This window comes from Streptomyces sp. Ac-502 (assembly GCF_045222935.1).
Lineage (GTDB): Bacteria > Actinomycetota > Actinomycetes > Streptomycetales > Streptomycetaceae > Streptomyces > Streptomyces monomycini.
This window is the reverse complement of record NZ_JBHFFO010000001.1, coordinates 9,158,035-9,178,906: the sequence shown is the minus strand read 5'-3', so window position 1 is coordinate 9,178,906 and position 20,872 is coordinate 9,158,035. Positions and strand designations below refer to the sequence as shown.

Genomic DNA, 20,872 nt, shown 5'->3' with positions numbered 1-20,872 from the left:
CCTGTCCGAGGCACGAAGAAGGGTCCCTGCGCCGGCCGTGGCGCCGGCCGTTCTGCTCGGTCTGCTCATCGGGTATCCCGCTCCGGCCGCTCATGCCACTCCGCCCGATGACCTGACGATCGCGACGTACCACTCGCAGGGTGAAAGAGTGAATGATCTGAGGACTCTCAGCAGGCGCAACGCCATCGTCCTGGTCCAGGAGGCGGGTGCCCTCCCGACGCAATGGACCTATGTAGGCATCCACCTCAACCAATGGGACTGCTCCGAACAGCTCAGCCAGGAATTCATTGTTCGGCAATATGGTGGCGGGGCTCTCCAGTTCTTGCACGCGAGGGAGCACCAGAGCCCCGACTTACTGACACGGCCAGGGCGGAACCGCCTGACTCGGGCGATGCCTGAACTCGGGGTGTCAACGTCATGTGAGCCGCTGTCAGCGCCGTGTGCGCCCCGTGTGAGTGACCGGCGGCAGTCTTCCGATGTCTGACATCCCGAAGACGAGGAAACCTCATGCATGACGTGCTCATTGTGGGCGCCGGCCCGGTAGGCCTGTTCCTTGCCTGCGAACTCGGTCTCGCGGGCTGCTCCGTCCTGGTGCTCGAACGGGAGCCGGAGCCCCGCTCCCCGTGGAAGGCGGCCCCGCTCGGTTTGCGGGGTCTGTCCGCCGCGTCGGTCGAGGCGTTCTACCGCCGCGGGATGCTGGACCCGCTGCACTCAAGGTCGGGCGTACACGACGCCCCAGGCACGGCCCCCGGCGCAGCACCCGCAACGGACGAACCGTCTCCCCTCCCGGCGTGGGCCACTTCGCCGGCATGATGCTCGACCCGGCCAAGGTCGACTTCGACGCCCTGCCGTTCCGGCTTCCCGGCCCGGCGACGGGCGGCGTGCTGACGAGCCTCGAAGCGATCGAGGCGGTGCTGTCCGAGCGGGCGTCCCGGCTCGGCGTGGAGATCAGGCGCGGCGTCACGGTCTCGGCCGTCACGCAGGACGACGGGGGCGTGGTCGCGTACGCCGGCGAGCACACGTACGCGGCGCGCTGGCTCATCGGCTGCGACGGCGGACGCAGCACGGTGCGCGGGCTCGCCGGCTTCCCGTTCGTCGGCACCGAACCGCTGTTCACCGGCTACGTCATGCTGGCCACGGTCGCCGGCCCCGACGAGCTGGCTCCCGGGTTCAACCTGACGTCGGCCGGCATGTACCTCCGGATGCCCGCCCAGGAGTACATCGGCATGATGGACTTCGACGGCGGTGCGTTCGACCGCTCGCGGCAGCCGTCTCCCGGCCACCTCCAGACGGTGCTGCGCCGTGTGTCCGGCACCGGTGTGACGCTGAGCGACGTCCGTCTCGTCTCGGACTTCACCGACCGGGCGATGCAGACGACGACCTACCGGCTCGGGCGCGTCCTGCTCGCGGGCGACGCCGCGCACATCCACTCCCCCTCGGCGGGCAGGGGCTCAACCTCGGTATCGGTGACGCCGTGAACCTGGGGTGGAAGCTCGCGGCGACCGTGCACGGGCACGCGCCGGACGGGCTGCTCGACACCTACACCCGCGAACGGCACCCGGTCGGCGCGGCGGTGCTCGACTGGACACGCGCCCAAGCGGCGGTGATGCGGCCGGGTCCGCACGGCCGGGCCGTCCAGTCAGTGATGCGCGACCTGCTCGGAACCCGTGACGGAGCGACCCAGGTGTTCGCGAAGGTGTCGGGCGCGTCGATCCGCTACGACCTCGGCGGCGAGCACCCGCTGACCGGCCGCAGCGCACCGGACCTCCGCCTCGAAGACGGCACCCGGCTCGGGGAGCTGTTGCGGGACGGGCGCGGTGTCGCCCTCGATCTCAGCACCGACCGCCGTCTGCGTGATGTGACGACGGGCCGACCGGGCCGCCTGCGTCACACGGCCGGGACGGCGAAGAACAGCCTCGGCCTGGACGCCATGCTCATCCGTCCGGACGGCATCGTCGCCTGGGCGGGCGGTCGCGGCTTCGACCCGCACGCGTTCGAACGGGCCGCCGACCAGTGGTTCGGCATTCCGGCAGCCTGATCCGCCCAAGTCCTCGTTCCCCCCGCCCTTCTCTTCCAGGAGCACCCATGACGATCACCCTCCGCCCGGGAGCCACCGTGATGTTCACCGGCGACTCGATCACCGACAGCCAGCGGCTGACGAGCGAGGACGGCCTCGGCTCCGGTTACCCGCTGCGCGTCGCGGGCGAGTGGGGCCTGCGGCACCCGGACCGGCCCGTGACCTGGCTGAACTCCGCGATCGCGGGCCACAAGGTACGGGACCTCGAACCCCGGTGGCAGACGGACGTGCTCGACGCGCGCCCGGACGTGGTGTCGATCCTCGTCGGCGTCAACGACATGGGCTGGCACACCCTGGACCCGGAGGGGTACGTGATTCCCGTGGAGGAGTTCGCGACGGGTTACGACCGCCTGCTCGCGCCCCTCGCCGCGGCCGGCACGGAGCTGATCCTCGTCGAACCGTTCCTCCTGCCGATCCACGGCGTCGTCGAGGCCGGAGCCGGTACCGCGCGCATCGGGCCGGAAGAGCGCGAGCGATGGCGCGCCGACCTGGACCCGAAGATCCGGGCCGTACGCGAACTCGCCCGCGCGTACGGGGCGCGGCTGCTCCCGGCCGACCGCATGTTCACCGAACTCGCCACGACGACCGGCCCGGAATACTGGGCCGAGGACGGCGTCCACCCGACCCCGGCCGGCCACGCCGCACTCGCGGAGGCCTGGCTGCGCCTGGTCACGTGACGGCTTCCGGCCTGTGCCTATGGGGTGAAGGGCCCGGACCGGGCCCTTCACCCCATAGGGGCCTTGCCGGGATGACGTTCTCCTCATCTCTCGGGACTTCTCGATGACCTTGTCCTTGTCCGTGCCCAGCTGCGTTTCATCTGATCAACCCTCTTTTGTTCATTGTGTTTCGCCGTCGCACACTTCGGACGCGGGACACTTTCCCTCGGGCCATTTCTCGTTCCGGTAGAACCCTCCTCACCGGCTCCACCGGCGCATTCTCCGTGCCGGCAGGCAGCCTGCCCGGATGTCATGCAGGCCCTGCAACGGCCTACTCCTTCTCCACCTGCGGCTACTGCCGCGGGTACGGCAAGGGCTGTCCCTGGCGGAGGACTTCGACTACCTGACGCATCGCATTTCCGCAATGCGATGCGTCCCGCCTCGGAATGAATGAGCACGTGTCGTGGGCCGGGTTGGATCGTTGTTCCGCGTGCGGGCCGGGAAAAGCTTGCGTGGTCCCGTGCATGTCCTCCGTCTGATCCGGCGGAACGGCTACGGCGAGACGGGCGGACGGCGGCGGAAATGGCGACGGCTGAAATGGCAGCAGCGGAAGTGGCTGCGGTGAAGGTGGCGGCGGGCACGTGGCTGCAGGACCAGGCGGTGACCGAGCTGCTGGCCCTGAGCGGGCGAGCGCTGCCCCTGCTGCGGCGGTGGACGGCCGAGGACCCTGGCAACGGTGTGGCACGGGCGCTGCTGACCCTGGCGACCTCCGACAGCCTGACCGACACGGCGCTGAAGGACCAGTTGGTGGTCGCGCACCGGGACGCGCAGGCGGCGGGCGAGCGCGCGGCGAGCCTGGTGTACGGGGTGTACCTCCACACCCACCGGCAGTTCCGGCTGACCGCCGATCACCTGATCGCGCACTTCGCCCGGTGGCCCGCCGACGAGGTGGCCGGCCTGCTGCTCGGCGCGTTTCCCGCCTGCGGGGAAGCCGCCTACCGCGCTCACGGTGACGCCCTGGTCGAGGAGCAGTCGGCACTGGCCGGTCCGGACAGCTGGACCTGGACGGGCCGGCTGGCCATGACCAGGGCGGAACAGGGACGCGTACGGGAGGCACACCGGCTGGCCCGGCAGGCGCTGGAGATCCACCCCCGCTCGGGCGTGGCCGTGCACGCTCTCGCGCACGCCGAGCACGAACTGGGTGCCGGCCGCGCCGGCGTCGAGCACCTGGACGGGTGGCTCGCCGCGGACCCGCACGCCGTACAGGCGCGGCACCTGAACTGGCACGCCGCGCTGCACTCGATCGCCTGCGGCGACTTCCCCGACGCACGCCGACGGGCCGACACGGCGCTGGAGCGCGGCGACGTGGGGATGCGGGCCGGGGTGAACTGGCGGCTGCTGCTGGCCGGACAGACACCGGCCGGGCGCAGCGACGTGGAGCAGGTGCGGGCCCTGCTCGCCGCGCCGGGCGGGACGGCGGAGGTCTTCCCCACCTTCCATCTCGCCCTGGCCCTGGCCGTCGAAGCGGCCACCGACGACCTGCACGCCCTGGCCTACCGTACGGCTGCCGACCACCGGCCCGACTTCCGCGACGTCCTGACGCCGGTGGTCCAGGGCCTGGCGCAGCTCACCGCGGGCCGCCCCGCGGCGGCGGCCGGTCTGCTCGGCGCGCTGGGCGAGCGCATGCGGCGGATCGGCGGGGGCCGGATGGAACGCGAGATCATCCAGGACACCCTCGCCCGTGCCCTGGCCGGAGCCGGCGCGTACGAGCACGCTGCCCGGCTGCTGCGCCACCGTACGGCCGACCGCCGGCATCACGTCTACGAGGACCTGCTGCTCACCGCCTGTGCGCCGGTCCCGGCACCCGGGCCGCTCTGATCACCCGGCGCGGTGGACCGGCCGCCCGGTCCGCCCGGTCAACCCGACCGCCCGCCGCCAGGCCGACGGCTCCCCGGAGCCGCCTTCCGGCCGCTCTGCCTTCCTTCGGACGGAGATGTTCCATGGCCGTGCCCCAGCTGATCGTCGTCTCGCTGCCCGGCAGCGGCACCCCGCTCCTGGCCGACATCACCACCGCGCTCGGCTACACCTCGTACGGCACGATGAGCGGCGACCCACGCACCCCGGCCGGTCAACTCGGGCGGGGCGAGGTCTACCCGCTGCTGCGCGCGGCCTACGGCGCCGACCGCGCCGCGCTCCTGCTGAACCCGGCCGACCGGATCCGGAACTCCGCCCTGCAGAACGCCTTCCAGGACGCGGTCAGCGCCCTGTGGCGGGTGTGGTGGATGCGTCTGGGCCAGCCGACGACGCCCGCCTCCTCCGTCGCCCCGGACCTCGAGGCCCGCCTGGCGCGCCTGCCGGAAGCCGAACTGCTCGGCCTGCTGCCGGGCCGGGGCTGCTGGTACCTCACCGGCCTGGACCTGCACACGGTGGACGCGGGGCTCCTGCGCGCCTGGCACGCCGACGGCCGACCGCCCATCATCTTCCACCATCGTGACCTCCGCGACCGCGTCATCAGCCAGATCCACGCCCTCTCCCAGCCCCTGGACCGGCACGGCTCGCCACCCGGGCACCTCGTCTACCACGACATCCTCACCGCGCAGCCCACCCTGGACGCCAAGATCACCCTGGCCCTCACCGACCCCGGCTTCCCCGGTATGCGCGAAGCGCGCCGCAGCCAATGGCTCTTGCACCACCCCGCCGTCTGCGTGCTCAGCCACGAGGAACTCGCCGGTCCCGCACTCGGCGGCACCGCGTACGCCCGCGAGCAGGCCCTCGCCCGCCTCCTCCACGCCCTCGACCACCCCGGCCCCGTCCAGGCCCTCGTCTCGGCGCTTCCCCCGCCCGCCTCCGACGCCGACGACATCGCGGCGGGCACCGGACGGAAGCACTTCACCGCGACGCACGAACGTCTGCTGTCCCGGCTGCACGGCGTCTGCTGATCCCGGACCGGCCGGGGCCGACGCCGCGAAAGCGCTGCATGCGAGCGATCCCTCGGTCCTGACAAGGTTCGACCGGGTGTGGGCCCCTGAACAGTCGCACCTCGGCACGCGAAGAGCCGGGCCCAGGGGTGCTCCGGTAGCCCCTGGGCCCGTGATCCGCCTGCTCCCTGACGGACTGGTCCGCCCGTCCGCTACTTCTGGCCGGCGCGGCGGCACCCGTCGTAGGCGATCTTCGCGGGGACGTAGGCCCGCCGCAGCTCGGTGTAGCAGGCGCGGTGGCTCTCCCTGGTTCCCTTGGCGCCGAGGAGACAGCCTCGTTCGACCACCTCGGGATCGGCGTCGGGATGCTGCTCCATCACGTAGTAGAAGCAGTTCTGCGGGGTCGCGTGGACGGCCGGGGCTGCGGCGACGACGCCGCCGAGGGCGAGGGCGAGACCGCTGAGGGTGGCGGTGAGGCGTGGGGCGAGACGCATGGTGGGTCGGGTTCCTTTCGGGCGATGCACCGGGCCGGTGACCCGGTGCGAGTGATCCACTGCGGACAGTGCCCAGAACGGCGGCGGGTGACGCCCTGGAACGCGGGGCGCGAAAGGCGAGCGGCAGGCGCGCGGAGGGCGCGTTCCAGGACGGGGCGTGCGCCCGAGGGGGCGGGAGCGTCCCGCCCTACCCGGGCGCCCGGCCGGTCAGCGCCTCCGCCGGTTCACAGCACCCGGACCGCGTGCACGGGCAGGTGCCGGCTCTCGTCGTCCAGGCAGGCTCCGGTACGCAGGTCGAAGCGCTGCTTGTACATGGGCGAGGTCACCACCGGGACTCCGTCGACCGCCCCGTAGATGCCGCGGGAGATGACACCGGCCTGGGAGACGGGGTCGGTGTCGGAGACGGCGAAGACCTCGCCGTCCGGTGAGCGGAAGAGCGCGACCGCCGCCGCCTCGTCGCCGACCCGGACCGGTATGCCGCGCCCCGGCTCCAGGTCCTCCAGCAGGCAGACGGACTGCCACTCGCCCTCGTGCGTACGGACCTGGACGTGCCCGGGAGCGGCCGGGCCGGCCGGGGCGGGGAAGGAACTGGTGAAGCGGCGCAGCTTCGCCGGGTCGTCCAGGACGGCCTGCCATTCGTCGCGGTAGGCCGCCACGTGCCGCTGCATCTGGGACTCCAGCTCGTCGGCCAGCCCGAGGGAGTCGTGCAGGACGACGTCCCGTACGTGTCCGACACCGCCGTCGATCCGCTCCAGCCATGCCGCGGTGCGCTCCAGGCGGTCCGCGGTGCGGATGTAGAACATCAGGAAGCGGTCGACGACCCGGATCAGTTCCTCGTCGCCCAGGTCCTGTGCGAGGAGGTCGGCGTGGCGGGGTTTGACGCCGCCGTTGCCGCCCACGTAGAGGTTCCAGCCCTTGGCCGTGGCGATGACGCCGACGTCCTTGCTCTGCGCCTCGGCGCACTCGCGGACACAGCCGGAGGCCGCCAGCTTCAGCTTGTGCGGGGACCGCAGGCCGCGGTACCGCAGCTCCAGCTCCACGGCCATGCCGAGCGAGTCGCGCTGCCCGAAGCGGCACCAGCGGGAACCGGCGCAGGACTTCGCGGTGCGCAGGGACTTGCCGTACGCGTGGCCCGATTCGAGGCCGGCGTCGACCAGCCGGCGCCAGATGTCCGGGAGCTGGTCGACGGTGGCGCCGAACAGGTCGATCCGCTGGCCGCCGGTGAGCTTGGTGTAGAGGCCGAAGTCGCGGGCGACCTCGCCGAGCACGACGAGGTGTTCCGGGCTGATCTCGCCAGCCGGCAGGCGGGGCACCACGGAGTAGGTGCCGTCCTTCTGGAGGTTGGCGAGGAAGAGGTCGTTGGTGTCCTGGAGCGCGGCCTGCTCACCGTCCAGGATGTGGTGCAGGCCCAGTTCCGGGCCGAGGGTGGCGAGCAGCGAGGCGACGGTCGGGCGGCAGACCGCGCAGCCGTGCGGCGGCTTGCCGTCCGGGCCGGGTACGCCGTACTCGCGGGCCAGCCGGGAGAAGCTGTCGGTGCCGGTCACCCGGATGATCTCGTACAGTTCCCGGCGGGTCTGCGTGAAGTCCGGGCACAGGCCGCCGGGGCCCGTCTCGACGCCTTCGGCCGTCAGCTGCGCTTCCATGATCGAGGTGACGGCGCCGACGCAGCCGCCGCACTGGGTGCCGGCGCCGGTGCACTTCTTCACCGCGGCCAGGTCGTGCGCGCCGCCCCGCACCGCGTCGCGCAGCGTCTTCTTGGTGACCCCGTTGCACGAGCAGATCACCGCGTCGTCCGGGAGCACCGCGGTGGTGTCCACCGGGCCCGACGCGTCGGCGGGCAGCAGGAAGGAGGCCGCCGGGCCGGGCAGTTGGGCGCCGACGAGGGGCCGCAGGGTGCCGTACGCGTCCGCGTCCCCGACCAGGATGCCGCCCATCAGCTGCCCGTCCGGGCCGAGCACCAGCTTCTTGTAGACCCCGGAGCCGGAATCGGCCCAGAGCACCGAGCCGCCGGCGTCCGGGGCGAAGGGGTCGCCGAAGGAGGCGACGTCCGCGCCCAGCAGTTTGAGCTTGGTGGAGGTGTCGGCGCCGGTGAAGCTGCCCTCCTTGCCGGTCAGGGTGTCCGCCAGGGCTTCCGCCATCCGGTAGCCGGGCGCGACCAGCCCGTAGACGTTGCCGTCGGCGGCGCGGGCGCACTCGCCGAGGGCGTAGACCTCCGGCGCCGAGGTGCGGCACCGGGTGTCGATCACGATGCCGCCGCGGTCCGCGACGTCGAGCCCGGCCGTCCTGGCGAGTTCGTCGCGGGGCCGTACGCCCACGGAGAAGACGATGATGTCGGCCTGGACGCCGGTGCCGTCCGACAGCGACAGGCCGCGTACCCGGCCGTCCGCGCCGGTCCAGACTTCGGTGATCGCCGCGTCCGTGTGCACGTGGACGCCCATCGCCTCGACGGTGTGGGCCAGGACGTCGGCCCCGCCGGTGTCCACCTGACCGGGCATCAGCCGGGGCGCGGCCTCCACCACGCTGGTCTCCAGGCCGAGCGAGCGCAGGGCGCCGACCGCCTCCAGGCCGAGCAGCCCGCCGCCGACGACGGCCGCGGTGCGGGCGCCGCGCGCCGCTTCCTGGATGTCGCGGACGTCCTCGACGGTGCGGTAGACGAAGCACCCTGGCGCGTCGCGGCCGGGGACCGGTGGCACGAAGGCGTACGAGCCGGTGGCCAGGACCAGTGCGTCGTAGTGCCATGTGGCGCCCCGGCGCGTGGTCACCGTACGGGCGGCGGTGTCGACGGCGGTGGCGGGGTCGCCGAGGCGCAGCGTGATGTCGTGCTGCGCGAAGAAGTCGGGGTCGGCGAGGTTCAGTTCCTCCGGGGAGGTTCCGGTGAACAGCGAGGAGAGGTGGACGCGGTCGTAGGCGCGGCGCTCTTCCTCGGCGAGGACCACGACACGCCACCGCCCGCCGCCGCCCGGGCTGCCCGGCCCGTCCGGTCCGCCTCGGCCGTCCGGTCCGGCGAGCGCGTCCCGTGCGGCCAGTTCTTCCAGCAGCCGTTGGCCGACCATTCCGTGACCGACGAGAACAAGGGTGGGCCGGTCGGTGGATGACACCATGAGAGCACTCCTGCCAGCTGCTTGGCGACGGGACGCGGTTTTTCGTTTTCCACCACTGCCGCCCGAGCCCGCCGCCTTCCCGGGCCACAGCGCTTTCAGGCTATGCCCGCCGCACACCCGGCCCCGGCGCCGAACGGCCCTTTGCCCAGGGCCTGCCGTCCCTGGGCGGCCGGGACCAGCAGTTCCTTACGTCGGCGGGCGGACGCGCTTAGCGTGACCGCATGGCCTCCCTTTCCCCTGTACTGATTGCCGCCGCTCATGGCAGTCGCGAGGCCCGGGCGCAGACGGAAACACACGAGTTGCTGGCGCACGTGCGCGCACTGCGTCCGGCGCTGCGGGTGGAAACCGCGTTCTTCGACATTCACCGTCCCACGGTCGACGAAGTTGTGGCCGCCCTGCACGGCGTGCCCGCGGTCGTGGTGCCTTTGTTGCTGAGCACGGGCTTTCATTTCTCCGTGGACCTGCCCGCGCTGCTCGGGCCCGCTCGCGCCGCGCAACCGCTGGCCCCGCATCCGCTGCTCATCGAGGCACTCGTGCACCGCCTCCAGGAGGCCGAGTCACGCGCCGGTTTCCCGGCGGACGCCGTCGTCCTGGCCGCCGCCGGCTCGCGCCGTCCGGGCGGTAACGACAACTGCCGCACCGCCGCCCGGGACCTGGGCGCGGCACTGCGCGCCCGGCGGGGCGCCCCCGTCCCGGTACGGCCGGCCGTCCTGTGCGACGGTGCCGCGGACGGCCGGTCCCTGGCCCGTACGGCACATGACCTGCGTGCCGACGGCCGTACCCGCATCGCGGTGCTGCCCTACCTGATGGCCCCCGGACGTTTCTCCGACCGCCTCGGCGTGGAGGCCGGCCGGGCGGGGTGCGTGATCACCGCCCGGCCTCTCGGCGCCCAGGACGCCATGGCCCGCCTCGTCCTCGCCCGATTCGACGCCTGCGCCGGGCTTGCGGAGACGGAGGACGGTGTGGGCGCCCGGGTGGCCCGATGGGACGTATCAGGCGTGTCGGACACCGCTGGGCGTCGTTGACCGGACACCGGCCGGTCCGCGTTCCGGAAGCCCGTTCCGGAAACCGTTCCAGAAAGAGGATGAACGATGCGTGTCTTCCGTCCAGTCGTCGTAGCTCTCGCGGGACTCACTTTCGCCGCGACCCTCTCCACGGGTGAGGCGTCCGCCGCGAAAGGGTCATTCATCTGGCTGGGCCCGGAGGGCAAGTCGTACCTGGTCGAGAATCCGCCGAACGGCCGGTGCCTGACCATGCAGCAGCGGGCCCGCGGCGCCCGCAACGCCACGAAGACACCGGCCGTCCTTTTCTCGGGCAAGAAGTGCAAGGGGCGGGCCGTCCCGCTCGCTCCGGGAAAGCAGGCGCCGCGCGAGGCGGCCTTCGCGAGTGTGCGCTTCGGCTGACGGAAGAGCGGGGTCTTCACACTGTCGGCAGGCCGTATTCCTCGAATGTCCCGCGTGCCGCCGCCACTTCCGGCGCGGTGGGAATCGGAGTGTCCCGCAGCGTGAAATCCAGCCCCAGGCGTTCCCACTTGGAGGCGCCGAGTCTGTGGAAAGGCAGGACGTCGACCCGGGTGACATTGCCGAGCGAGGCGGCGAAGGAGGCCACGCCCTCGATGTTGGACGGGTCGTCGGTCAGCCCCGGGACGAGCACGAAGCGTACCCACACCTCCTTGTCCAGCCGGGCCAGCCGCCGGGCGAAGTCCAGGGTCGGGCGCAGTTGCCGGCCCGTGAGCCTCTTGTAGAGCGCGGGGTCCCAGGCCTTGATGTCCAGCAGTACGAGATCGGTGTCGCGCAACAGCGCGTCGGTGGCACGGACGCCGAGGTAGCCGGAGGTGTCCAGGGCGGTGTGCAGGCCGAGTTCGTGCTTGAAGCGGTGCAGGAGTTCGCCGGCGAAGACGGGCTGGAGGAGGGGTTCGCCGCCGCTGAGCGTGGCGCCGCCGCCCGCGGCCCGGATGAACGCCTGGTACTTCGCCGCTTCGGCCACCAGGTCGCCGGCCAGGACACGCTTGCCGTCGCGCATCTTCCAGGTGTCCGGGTTGTGGCAGTACAGGCAGGCCAGGGGGCAGCCCGCCAGGAACGGCACGAAGCGGATGCCGGGCCCGTCGACGCCCGTGGACAGGTCCCAGGAGTGCACCGACCCGGCGACCGGCCGGTGCCCGACCGCACCGGCCGGCGTCGCGGCTGCCAGGGCCGTCCTCGCTCCGGCGAGGGGTACCGCGGTCCCGGGGGACATCACAGGGCTCCGTGGAAGGTGCGGTTGATGACGTCGAGCTGCTGCTCGCGCGTCAGCCGGACGAAGTTCACCGCGTAGCCGGACACCCGGATCGTCAGCTGCGGGTACTTCTCCGGGTGCTCCATGGCGTCCTCCAGGGTCGCCCGGTCCAGCACGTTGACGTTCATGTGGAAGCCGCCGCCTGCCGTGTAGCCGTCCAGCACACCCGCCAGGTTCGCGATCCGCTCCTGCTCGGTGCGGCCCAGCGCGTCCGGAGTGATCGTGTTGGTCAGCGAGATGCCGTCCTCGGCGTCGTCGTACGGCAGCTTGGCGACCGACAGCGCGGAGGCGAGGTAGCCGTGCTCGTCGCGGCCGTTCATCGGGTTGGCGCCGGGCGCGAAGGGCGCGCCCGCCGGGCGGCCGTCCGGGGTGGCGCCGGTCTTCTTGCCGTAGACGACGTTGGAGGTGATGGTCAGCACCGACTGGGTGTGCACGGCACCCCGGTAAGTGGGGTGCTGGCGCACCTTCTGCATGAACGTGTGGACGATGTCCCTGGCGATCGCGTCGGCCCGGTCGTCGTTGTTGCCGTACGCCGGGTACGTGCCCTCGGTCTCGTAGCCCGTGACCAGCCCTGTCTCGTCGCGGACGGCGCGCACCCGGGCGTGCTTGAGGGCCGACAGCGAGTCCGCGGCGACCGACAGCCCGGCGATGCCGCAGGCCATGGTGCGCAGCACGGCGCGGTCGTGCAGGGCCATTTCGAGGCGTTCGTATGCGTACTTGTCGTGCATGTAGTGGATGACGTTCAGGGCGTGGACGTACGTCTTGGCCAGCCATTCCAGCATCGCGTCGTAGCGCTCGGCGACGGTGGCGTAATCCAGGTACTCGCCTTCGACCGGCTCGAAGCCCGCCACCACGGTCTTCCCGGTCACCTCGTCCCGGCCGCCGTTGATGGCGTACAGCAGGGCCTTGGCGACGTTGACGCGGGCGCCGAAGAACTGCATCTGCTTGCCGACCGCCATGGCCGACACACAGCAGGCGATGGCCGTGTCGTCCCCGTACTTCGGCCGCATGAGGTCGTCGGACTCGAACTGGAGGGCGGAGGTGTCGACGGCGGTCTTCGCGGCGAACTCCTTGAAGCCGCGCGGCAGGCGCGGCGACCAGAAGACGGTGAGGTTGGGTTCGGGCGCCGGGCCCAGGTTGTAGAGCGTCTGGAGGGCTCGGAACGTCGTACGGGAGACGAGCGGGCGGCCGTCCTCGCCGATTCCGGCCAGCGACCAGGTGACCCAGGTCGGGTCGCCGGAGTACAGCTCGTTGTACTCCGGGGTGCGCAGGAACCGTACGATGCGCAGCTTGATCACGAAGTCGTCGATCAGCTCCTGCGCCCGCTGCTCGTCCAGGACACCGCGTTCGACATCACGCCGCAGGTAGATGTCGAGGAAGGTGTCGATGCGGCCGATCGACATGGCCGCGCCGTTCTGCTCCTTCACGGCGGCCAGGTAGCCGAAGTAGAGCCACTGCACGGCCTCGCGGCCGGTGGCGGCGGGCCGGGAGACGTCGTAGCCGTACGAGGCCGCCATGGCCTTCAGTTCGCGCAGGGCCTTGATCTGCTCGGCGATCTCCTCGCGCTCGCGGATGACGTCCTCGGTGGGCCACTGCGCGTCGGCGTCGGCCTTGGCGGCCTGCTTGTCCTCGATGAGCCGGTCGACGCCGTAGAGCGCGACGCGGCGGTAGTCGCCGATGATGCGGCCCCGGCCGTAGGCGTCGGGCAGGCCGGTGATGATGCCCGCGGAGCGGCAGGCGCGGATCTCGGGGGTGTACGCGTCGAAGACGCCGTCGTTGTGGGTCTTGCGCAGCCGGGTGTAGATCTCCTTGACCGCCGGGTCGGCCTCGTACCCGTACGCCGCGAGGGCGCCCTCGACCATCCGCCAGCCGCCGTTGGGCATGATGGCGCGCTTGAGCGGGGCGTCGGTCTGGAGGCCGACGATCAGCTCCCGCTCCTCGTCGATGTAGCCGGGCGCGAACGCGTCGATGCGGGACGGGGTGCGGGTGTCCACGTCGTACACGCCCCGGGCCCGCTCCTGCGGGAACATGCCGAGCAGCTTCCGCCACACGGCGGTGGTGCGCTCGGTCGGGCCCGTGAGGAAGGAGCCGTCGCCCTCGTACGGGACGTGGTGGCGCTGGACGAAGTCGCGGACGTCGACGGCGTCCCGCCACGGGCCGCCGCCGAACCCCTCCCAAGCCGTACCGCCGGTCGTCTTCTCCACGGGTGTCGCGGTCATGGTGCGTGCCTTCCGAAGTGCTGTGAGTGCGGTGCCCGCACTCGCCCCCATTGCACTGCCGCGGCACGTCCGCCGAGGTCGGCGTTGGTCCCGACCCGGAGGCCGAAGGGCCCTCGGCGGACGGTGGCCCGCGCGACGGAAGGCCGTTGGTCCCCGGGGGCAGGACCTTGAGGCCGTGCCCGGGGTGCCCGTCGTGCCCCGAGAGTGGGGGCGGACGTACTTCCGTCCCCTTCCTCAGGAGGCCCGTATGCCCGGCATCGTCACCGTCGGCCTGGACGGAACCGACCACAGTCTCGCCGCCGCCCGCTGGGCCGCCGCCGAGGCCGCACGCCGCGGAGCGCGGTTGCGGCTGGTGCACGCGTGGATCTGGCGTCCCCTGGACGTGCCGGTCGCGGCGGACGAGGAGGTGCAGCGGCGCTGGGCCGCCGGCGTGCTGCGGGAGGCCGCCGACCGGGTGGCGGAGGACTTCCCCGACCTGCCCGTCACCAGGGAGATCCTGGCGGCCGAGACCGTACCGGCCCTGATCGCCGAGGCGGCCGCGGCGGACCTGCTGGTGCTGGGCTCGCGCGGGCACGGCACGCTGGTCGGCTATCTGCTCGGCTCGGTGGGGCTGCACGTGCTGCGGCAGGCGGCCTCGCCGGTAGTCCTCGTGCGCAGCCCGCGCCCTGAGGAGGCGGGGCAGCCTCGGGACGAGGTGGTGGTAGGGGTGCAGGACGAGCGGGAGAGCGGGCCGGTGCTGGAGTTCGCCTTCACGTCCGCCGCGGCTCAGGGGGCGGGCCTGCGGGCGGTACGGGCCTGGAACATCCCGCCGGTCCTGGTGTGGGGCGGCGAAGCCATGCGGGCGGCCGACGACGCCGGTGGCCTGGAGCCGCTGGAGCGCCAGCGGCTGGCCGATGCTCTGCGGCCGTGGCGGGAGCGCTTTCCGCAGGTGAAGGTCGTCGAGCACGTCGAGATGGGTGGCGCGGGACAGGTGCTGCTGGCCGGCAGCGCACGGGCCTCGCTCTTGGTCGTCGGACGTCGCAGCCCGGGCCGTCACGACCTGCGGAAGATCGGCGCGGTCGCGCACGCGGCACTGCACCACGCGCCGTGCCCGGTGGCCGTGGTCCCTCACCCGTGAGAGCACGGGCCCGGCCACGGGCTCTCACGGGCGGGACCCTCCCGCGGTCACCGCCGAAATGGCCCGTACCAGGGCCCGTTCGGCCCTGTCGCCGGGAGCCCGCTCCGAAGAGGCTGGCAGTCAGGCAACGAGTGCCCGGACGAGCGCCGCCGGAGCAGAGAGTGTGCAGCATGAACGACGAAGACACACAGCATGTCGAGGTAGGCCGTGAGCCGGCGGTCCGGGGGATGCAGCAGCTGTCCCGGGAGGAATCGCTGCGGCTGCTGGGCAGTGTCCCGCTCGGCCGGCTCGTGTTCACCCAGAACGCCCTGCCAGCCATCCGCCCGGTCAATCACCTCCTCGACGGGGAGGACATCGTCGTCCGGCTCAACGACGGGGCGACCCTGACCTCGATCGCGCCGCCCGCGGGCGAGGCGGGCCTGGTGGTCGCGTACGAGGCCGATGCCATCGATCCGCACACCCGCCTGGGCTGGAGCGTCATCGTCACCGGATACGCCCGGCTGGTGGCCGATCCGGCGCAGGTGGCCCGCTACGAGGATCTGCTGCGGCCGTGGGTGGCGCAGACCATGAACGGCGTGCTGCGCATCCAGCCCGACCTGGTCACCGGTTTCCGGCTGGTGGCGCAGCCGGCGGTCGCGGTGTACGCCGCGAGCGGTGAGGGACGGCAGAGGACGGTGGAGGGCTGCGTGAGGAGGTGAGGCGGCGGCTCCCGGCGGCGGCTCCCGGCGGCGAGGCCCGGCGGCGGGCGGGGCCCGTCTCCGGTTCCTGCCGCCGCTCAGCGATCGTCGGCCGGCGCTCTCTCGGCGGTGCCCGTGAGCCGGTCGCCGAGCGCGCTCCTTCGGTACAGCACATGCCGTCCGTCACGGGTCCGGGTGACCAGTCCGGTGGCGTGCAGGACGCGCAGGTGCTGGGAGACGGCGCTCGGGGTGACCCTCAGGCGGCGGGCCAGCTCGACGGTCGGCAGCGGCTCTTCGAGGAGGCCGAGCAGCCTGGCCCGGGCCGCGCCGAGCAGGGACACGAGAGCGGCCGAGCTGACGACCGGCACGTCCGGACCCCACAGGGTGGCCACTCCCCGGCTGGGGTAGACGAGACTCGGCGCCTCGTCCGGACCGGCCGGGGGCGCGGGCTTGTGCGCGAAGACGGACGGAAGGAGCAGCAGCCCCCGGCCGGACGCCTCGACCCGGTGCCGGCTGATCATCCGGTGGATGTACAGCTCGCCGTCCTGCCAGCGCAGATTCGGGTGCATGCCGGCGAAGAGCAGCCGGGCGCCTCCCAGGGCGAGCCGGCGGGCGCGGTAGGTCATGTCGGCTTCCAGCACCAGCCGGATCTGCGGCCACAGCGGCTCGACGGCGATGCGCCAGTACTGCCGTAGGAGATCGCAGAGGGCGTCGCGGAGACCGGCGAGGGACGCGTCGTCGGCGAGGGGGACGTCGCCCAGGGCCTCGGGGAGCGGGTCGGGCGCGTGGGTGAGCAGCAGGTCGTGGCGGACCCGGACGGCGGACACCTGGCGGACGAGGGCCAGTTGCTCCTCGAAGGCCGGGGCGAAGCTCGTGGGGTTCGGTGTCAGGAAGTCGGGGAGGGTGCGCCGCTGCGCGACCAAGGACATCAGCAGGCCGGTGTCGAGCGCGCCCAGCTTGCCGAGTACGGACCTGCGCCAGGGCAGATGCAGCGCGGACAGGCCCGGGTCCTGGAGCACCCGCAGGCTGAACAGGGTCTCGTGCAGGGGCGACAGGGCGAACCGGGTGTCCGCGAGGTCTTCGACGCCGAGCACGAAGCTGATCATTAAGCCGTACGCTACATCGATTGGCGGCGCGACGTCGATGCCGTGGACTTCCGCCCATGACGTACACAACTCATGGGCGGTGGGCGGCGTTTGCCGCCGGGGCGGAATGCGGCATGGGCGCGGCGGCGGCCGGTCTCCCCGGGGGATCGGAGAATGAACCGTCGGACCGTTCTGCTCCTGGCGGTCACCTGTGCCGTGGCGGTCGGCAACATCTACTTCCCGCAGGCCATCGGTCCGCTGGTCGCCTCCGGGCTGTACGTGTCGCCCGACGCGGCCGCCGTGGTGGTGACCGCCACCCAGATCGGCTACACGGCCGGGACGGTCCTGCTCGTCCCGCTCGGCGACCGGCTGCCGCACCGCCCGTTCCTGGTCACCCTGCTCGCCCTGACGGGCCTGGCCCTGCTCGCCGCGGGCTGTGCGCCGGCGCTGCCGCCCCTCGTCGCCGCCGGTGCCCTGGTCGGTCTGACCACGGTGGGCGCGCAGATCATCGGCCCCCTGGTGGCCGGGTTCGTGGGGGCCGACCGTCAGGGAGCGGTGCTCGGCACCCTGCTGAGCGGATCGACCGGCGGCATACTGCTGGCCCGGACCTTCGGCGGCACGCTCGGCGAATGGCTGGGCTGGCGGGCCCCTACCTGGTCGCCGCGGTCCTGGCCCTGCTCCTGGCCGGCGTTCTGGCGTTCGCGGTACCGGCCACGACCCCGTCCTCCCGTCAGCGGTACGGGGCCCTCCTGGCCGAGCCGCTGCGCCTGCTGCGCACCGAACCGGGCCTGCGCCGCTCGTGCTTCTACCAGGCAACCGTCTTCGCCGGGTTCTCCGCGGTGTGGACCTGCCTGGCCCTCCTGCTCACCGGTCCGGCCTACGGGCTGGACGCCCGAGCGGTAGGACTGATCGCCCTGGTCGGCGCGGCGACCATGCTCTGCACCCCACTCGCCGGCCGCCTGGTGGACCGCCACGGCCCCGACCCGGTGAACCTCGTCTGCCTGCTCGGCGTTCTCGTCTCGGCGACCGTCCTCACCGCCGGGGCCCGGGGCGGCACCCTGGGGCTGGCCGCCCTGGTCCTGGGCACCCTGCTCCTCGACGCCACGATGCAGTCCGGCATGGTCGCCAACCAGGTACGCGTCTACGCGGTACGCGCCGACGCCCGCAGCAGACTCAACACCGCCTATATGACCTGCGCCTACCTGGGCGGCAGCGCGGGTTCCTGGCTCGGTGTACGCGTCTGGGGCCAGGCCGGCTGGCGAGGGGTGTGCGCACTCGTCGCGCTGCTCGCCGTACTCGCCCTCGTCCGCCACCTGCTGGCGCTGCGCACGGCGAAAGGCGGCGAACGGCACCGCCACGCCCGGAGCGGGCCTCAGCGGGCGCCCTCCGCGGCGTCGGACCGCAGCGAGTGAGAAGCGCAGATGCCCTGGCCGACCCGGGACGAGCCAGGGCAAGGCCGCCGACGGCCCGTCAAGCGCCCCCGGCCAGCGGAGCGCGCCACACCACCTGGCTTCCGCCGTCGTCGGGCGTACGGATCTCCATCGTCCCGTCCACCCGGTCCGCCCGTTCGGCCAGGTTGGTCAGTCCGCTGCGCCGGCCGCCCTCCGGAATGCCCCTGCCGTTGTCCGTCACGGTCAGCACGACCTCGTCGCCGGTGGCCTGCAACGCCACCTCGACCCGGGTCGCGTGCGCGTGCCGGGCAGCGTTGCTCAGCAGTTCGGTGAGGGCCGCCACGACGTGGTCGGCGACCTGGGCCGGTACGTCGGTGTCCAGCAGGCCCTCCATGCTCAGCCGGGGCGGGAAACCCAGCGCCGTGCCGGCCTCCCCCACGGCGCGCGCCACCCGGGCCCGCAGGCTCGGGCCCGCGTCCTCCTCCCTGACCCGCAGACCGAAGATCGTCGAACGGATGATCTTGATGGTCTCGTCCAGGTCGCCCACCGCCCGGGTGACCCGCTCCGCGGCGCCGGCGTGCTCGACCAGCCGGGCGGCGCTCTGCAGCGTCATGCCGGTGGCGAACAGGCGCTGGATGGCCAGGTCGTGCAGGTCGCGGGCGATCCGGTCGCGGTCCTCCAGCAGGGCGAGCTGTTCGGCGTCGCGCCGGCGCTCGGCCAGCTCCAGGGCGAGAGCCGCCTGCCCGGCGAACGCGTGCAGCGGGTCCAGCTCCCCTTCGGTGAACACCGCCTCGCCCTCGGCGCGCGCCAGCAGCAGCACGCCCCGGGCGCTGCCGCCCTCGCTGTCCAACGGCACGGCCACCGCCGGGCCCAGACCGTCGAACCGCCGGGGCCCGGCGGCGTACCGGTCGTCGCCCGCCAGGGCGGACGTGGTCACCGGCCTCCCGGCGGTGAGGGCCGCGCCGGACAGCGTGCCGTCGACCGGCACCACCAGACCGCGGCGCTTCTCGCCGTGCCCGCCGAGCGCCAGCTCGACGACCAGGTCACCGGTGTCGTGCATGGGGACACAGACGTCGGCGAGCTGCGCCCGGGTGATCTCCTGGGCCCGGCGGGCGATCAGCTCCAACACCTCCAGGCGCGGTATGCCGGAGAACAGGCTGTTGGTGATCTCCGCGCCCGCCTTCAGCCAGCGCTGCTGACGCTGCGCGCCCTCGTAGAGCCGGGCGTTGTCGATCGCCACACCGGCGGCGACCGACAGCGTGGAGATCACCGACTCGTCCTCCGCGTCGAAGTCGTGCCCGCCGCGCTTGTCGGTCAGGTACAGATTGCCGAAGACCTCGTCCCGTACCCGGATCGGCACGCCCAGGAACGTGCGCATCGGCGGGTGGTGGGCGGGGAACCCGTACGAGGACGGGTGGGTACCGAGGTCGGAGAGCCGCAACGGCTCGGGGTGGCGGATCAGTTCGCCCAGCAGGCCGTGGCCGGCCGGCAGCGGCCCGATCGCGGCGACCTCCTCGGGGGACAGGCCCACGGTGAGGAACTGCGACAGCCGCCTGCCGTCCGGGCCGATCACGCCCAGCGCCGCGTACTCCGCGTCGACCAGCAGCGCCGCGGCTTCGACGATACGCCGGAGCACCTGGGGCAGGTCCAGTTCCCGCCCGACCGAGACCACGGCCTCCAGGAGGCTGTGCACCCGGTCCCGGGTGCCGCGCGCGGCGTCGATGCGTGCCTGCAGTTCCTCCAGCAACTCATCCAGACGCATCTGCGGCATCCGCGACAACGGCTCCTGCGTGCCCACCGGCCCTCCTTCTTCAGTCGCCCGCCGTACCCGGCCAGCGTATCTCTGTTCGAACACCGCCATCGGACCCCGGTGGCCGCCCGCTCCCGCGCAAGCCGCGCGCAGGAAGTTTCGAGAGTGACGGATGACGTGCCGGGGCGACATGTGACGCATCGGGGGCGAGTGGCCCTCGGACGGAGGCGGATGGGCCCTGCTCCCGGGCTCCGGCCTCGGCGAGACTCGATCGGCGGGGAGAAAGCGGCCGGCCCGGAGGCCGGTTCCGTGAGGCACCGAAGGAGGGGAGGTACCGCCGTGCAGAACCGCACCGTGGCCGAGGTGATGACGTGGGAGGTCGTACGGGCCCGCCCGGACACCCCGGCCAAGGAGCTGGCCCGGCTGCTCGACGTCCACCGGATCAGCGGCCTGCCGGTGGTGGACGGCGACGACAAGGTCATGGGGGTGGTGTCCCGTACGGACCTGCCCGCGCCCCCGGTGACCGGCCCGGAGGCCCGGCCGCGCGGCCGCCCCACCCGGTACCGCGCCGCCCGGCCGGCCCCCGCGCGGCCGGCGGCGCGACGACCGCGGGCGACATGATGACGACACCGGCGGTCACCGTGCACCCGGAGCACCGCGTCGCGGACGCCGCGCGCCTCATGCAACGTCGGCACGTCGACCGGCTGCCCGTCGTGGACGAGGAGGACCGTCTCATCGGCATCACCACCCGCCGGGACCTGCTGCGGGTCTTTCTGCGGCCGGACGAGCAGATCCTCGTGGAAGTGGTCGGCGAGGTGCTGGGCCGTGCCCTGGACGTGCCGCCGGACGACGTACGGGTGTCGGTACGGGACGGTCTGGTGACCCTGCGGGGGACGCTCGCGCACGAGGACGACATCCCGGCCGCGGTCGGTCTGACCTGGCGGGTGGACGGGGTGGTGGGCGTGGTCAGCCGCCTCGTCGCACGCGAGGGTGACAGCAGCGGCCCGCACGGAGAGCCGTTACGGCGCACACGGGAGTGACCGGCCCCGGCCGCGCCCCGGCGTCACACCGTCCGGCCGGGGAGCCGGTCCTGTCGGCCCCGAAGGTCCTGCC

At 72.8% G+C, this 20,872-nt stretch carries 17 protein-coding genes and 2 pseudogenes; 13 read left to right on the top strand and 6 right to left on the bottom strand.

What is annotated here, in order from left to right; translation table 11 throughout:
• Positions 1-507: 507 nt before the first annotated feature.
• From ACEXOX_RS41770 to ACEXOX_RS41745, 6 genes and pseudogenes are all read left to right on the top strand, one after another.
• Positions 508-813 (top strand): FAD-dependent oxidoreductase, encoded by a 306-nt coding sequence (locus ACEXOX_RS41770; RefSeq protein WP_406525868.1) that lies wholly within the window; start codon positions 508-510, stop codon positions 811-813.
• Positions 810-1,528 (top strand): annotated as a pseudogene (locus ACEXOX_RS41765) (FAD-dependent monooxygenase); the annotation flags it as partial. The gene ACEXOX_RS41770 and the pseudogene ACEXOX_RS41765, both read left to right, overlap by 4 nt.
• A 78-nt stretch (positions 1,529-1,606) precedes the next feature.
• Positions 1,607-2,038 carry a hypothetical protein gene (locus tag ACEXOX_RS41760; protein ID WP_406526648.1) on the top strand — a complete coding sequence of 144 codons (432 nt, stop codon included), beginning with the start codon at positions 1,607-1,609 and terminating at the stop codon, positions 2,036-2,038.
• 47 nt (positions 2,039-2,085) lie between these two features.
• On the top strand, positions 2,086-2,754 hold the full coding sequence (locus ACEXOX_RS41755) for an SGNH/GDSL hydrolase family protein (RefSeq protein WP_406525867.1): 669 nt from the start codon (positions 2,086-2,088) through the stop codon (positions 2,752-2,754).
• Between the two features lie 576 nt (positions 2,755-3,330).
• Positions 3,331-4,611 (top strand): hypothetical protein, encoded by a 1,281-nt coding sequence (locus tag ACEXOX_RS41750; protein WP_406525866.1) that lies wholly within the window; start codon positions 3,331-3,333, stop codon positions 4,609-4,611.
• A 122-nt stretch (positions 4,612-4,733) separates the two neighbouring features.
• Complete coding sequence (locus ACEXOX_RS41745) at positions 4,734-5,672, top strand: hypothetical protein (protein ID WP_406525865.1); 939 nt, start codon at positions 4,734-4,736, stop codon at positions 5,670-5,672.
• A gap of 191 nt (positions 5,673-5,863) precedes the next feature.
• Here the strand turns inward: ACEXOX_RS41745 and ACEXOX_RS41740 are convergent, their stop codons facing one another.
• Both ACEXOX_RS41740 and nirB read right to left on the bottom strand, forming a co-directional pair.
• A complete protein-coding gene (locus ACEXOX_RS41740) occupies positions 5,864-6,145 on the bottom strand; it encodes a hypothetical protein (RefSeq protein ID WP_406525864.1) in 282 nt (93 codons plus the stop codon).
• A gap of 224 nt (positions 6,146-6,369) precedes the next feature.
• On the bottom strand, positions 6,370-9,246 hold the full coding sequence (nirB, locus tag ACEXOX_RS41735; RefSeq protein WP_406525863.1) for a nitrite reductase large subunit NirB: 2,877 nt from the start codon (positions 9,244-9,246) through the stop codon (positions 6,370-6,372).
• A 221-nt stretch (positions 9,247-9,467) separates the two neighbouring features.
• Here nirB and ACEXOX_RS41730 point away from each other — a divergent pair, with 221 nt between their 5' ends.
• Both ACEXOX_RS41730 and ACEXOX_RS41725 read left to right on the top strand, forming a co-directional pair.
• The gene (locus ACEXOX_RS41730) at positions 9,468-10,271 is read left to right on the top strand and encodes a sirohydrochlorin chelatase (protein ID WP_406525862.1); all 804 of its coding nucleotides are present in this window, start codon (positions 9,468-9,470) and stop codon (positions 10,269-10,271) included.
• A 66-nt stretch (positions 10,272-10,337) separates the two neighbouring features.
• Positions 10,338-10,649, top strand: coding sequence for a hypothetical protein (locus ACEXOX_RS41725; RefSeq protein ID WP_406525861.1), 312 nt, complete (start codon positions 10,338-10,340; stop codon positions 10,647-10,649).
• Between the two features lie 16 nt (positions 10,650-10,665).
• Here ACEXOX_RS41725 and pflA read toward each other — a convergent pair whose 3' ends face one another.
• Positions 10,666-11,481, bottom strand: coding sequence for a pyruvate formate-lyase-activating protein (gene pflA / locus ACEXOX_RS41720; RefSeq protein ID WP_406525860.1), 816 nt, complete (start codon positions 11,479-11,481; stop codon positions 10,666-10,668).
• Complete coding sequence (pflB, locus tag ACEXOX_RS41715) at positions 11,481-13,739, bottom strand: formate C-acetyltransferase (protein ID WP_406525859.1); 2,259 nt, start codon at positions 13,737-13,739, stop codon at positions 11,481-11,483. The genes pflA and pflB overlap by 1 nt, the downstream gene beginning before the upstream one ends.
• A 247-nt stretch (positions 13,740-13,986) precedes the next feature.
• Between pflB and ACEXOX_RS41710 the strand changes: the two genes are divergently transcribed.
• Entirely contained in the window at positions 13,987-14,856 is an 870-nt protein-coding gene (locus ACEXOX_RS41710) for a universal stress protein (RefSeq protein ID WP_406525858.1), read from the top strand.
• 170 nt (positions 14,857-15,026) lie between these two features.
• Complete coding sequence (locus tag ACEXOX_RS41705) at positions 15,027-15,554, top strand: pyridoxamine 5'-phosphate oxidase family protein (RefSeq protein ID WP_406525857.1); 528 nt, start codon at positions 15,027-15,029, stop codon at positions 15,552-15,554.
• A 77-nt stretch (positions 15,555-15,631) separates the two neighbouring features.
• On the opposite strand, the gene ACEXOX_RS41700 is transcribed toward ACEXOX_RS41705, so the two are convergent.
• A complete protein-coding gene (locus ACEXOX_RS41700; RefSeq protein ID WP_406525856.1) occupies positions 15,632-16,639 on the bottom strand; it encodes an ArsR/SmtB family transcription factor in 1,008 nt (335 codons plus the stop codon).
• 72 nt (positions 16,640-16,711) lie between these two features.
• On the opposite strand from ACEXOX_RS41700, the pseudogene ACEXOX_RS41695 reads away from it, so the two are divergent.
• Positions 16,712-18,030 (top strand): annotated as a pseudogene (locus ACEXOX_RS41695) (MFS transporter).
• A gap of 58 nt (positions 18,031-18,088) precedes the next feature.
• Here the strand turns inward: ACEXOX_RS41695 and ACEXOX_RS41690 are convergent.
• On the bottom strand, positions 18,089-19,807 hold the full coding sequence (locus tag ACEXOX_RS41690) for a GAF domain-containing protein (protein WP_406525855.1): 1,719 nt from the start codon (positions 19,805-19,807) through the stop codon (positions 18,089-18,091).
• Positions 19,808-20,098: 291 nt separating this feature from the next.
• Here ACEXOX_RS41690 and ACEXOX_RS41685 point away from each other — a divergent pair, with 291 nt between their 5' ends.
• Together ACEXOX_RS41685 and ACEXOX_RS41680 are read left to right on the top strand one after the other, a co-directional pair.
• Positions 20,099-20,380, top strand: a complete 282-nt coding sequence (locus ACEXOX_RS41685) for a CBS domain-containing protein (RefSeq protein ID WP_406525854.1) — start codon at positions 20,099-20,101, stop codon at positions 20,378-20,380.
• Positions 20,377-20,799, top strand: a complete 423-nt coding sequence (locus ACEXOX_RS41680; RefSeq protein ID WP_406525853.1) for a CBS domain-containing protein — start codon at positions 20,377-20,379, stop codon at positions 20,797-20,799. The genes ACEXOX_RS41685 and ACEXOX_RS41680 overlap by 4 nt, the downstream gene beginning before the upstream one ends.
• Positions 20,800-20,872 lie beyond the last annotated feature (73 nt).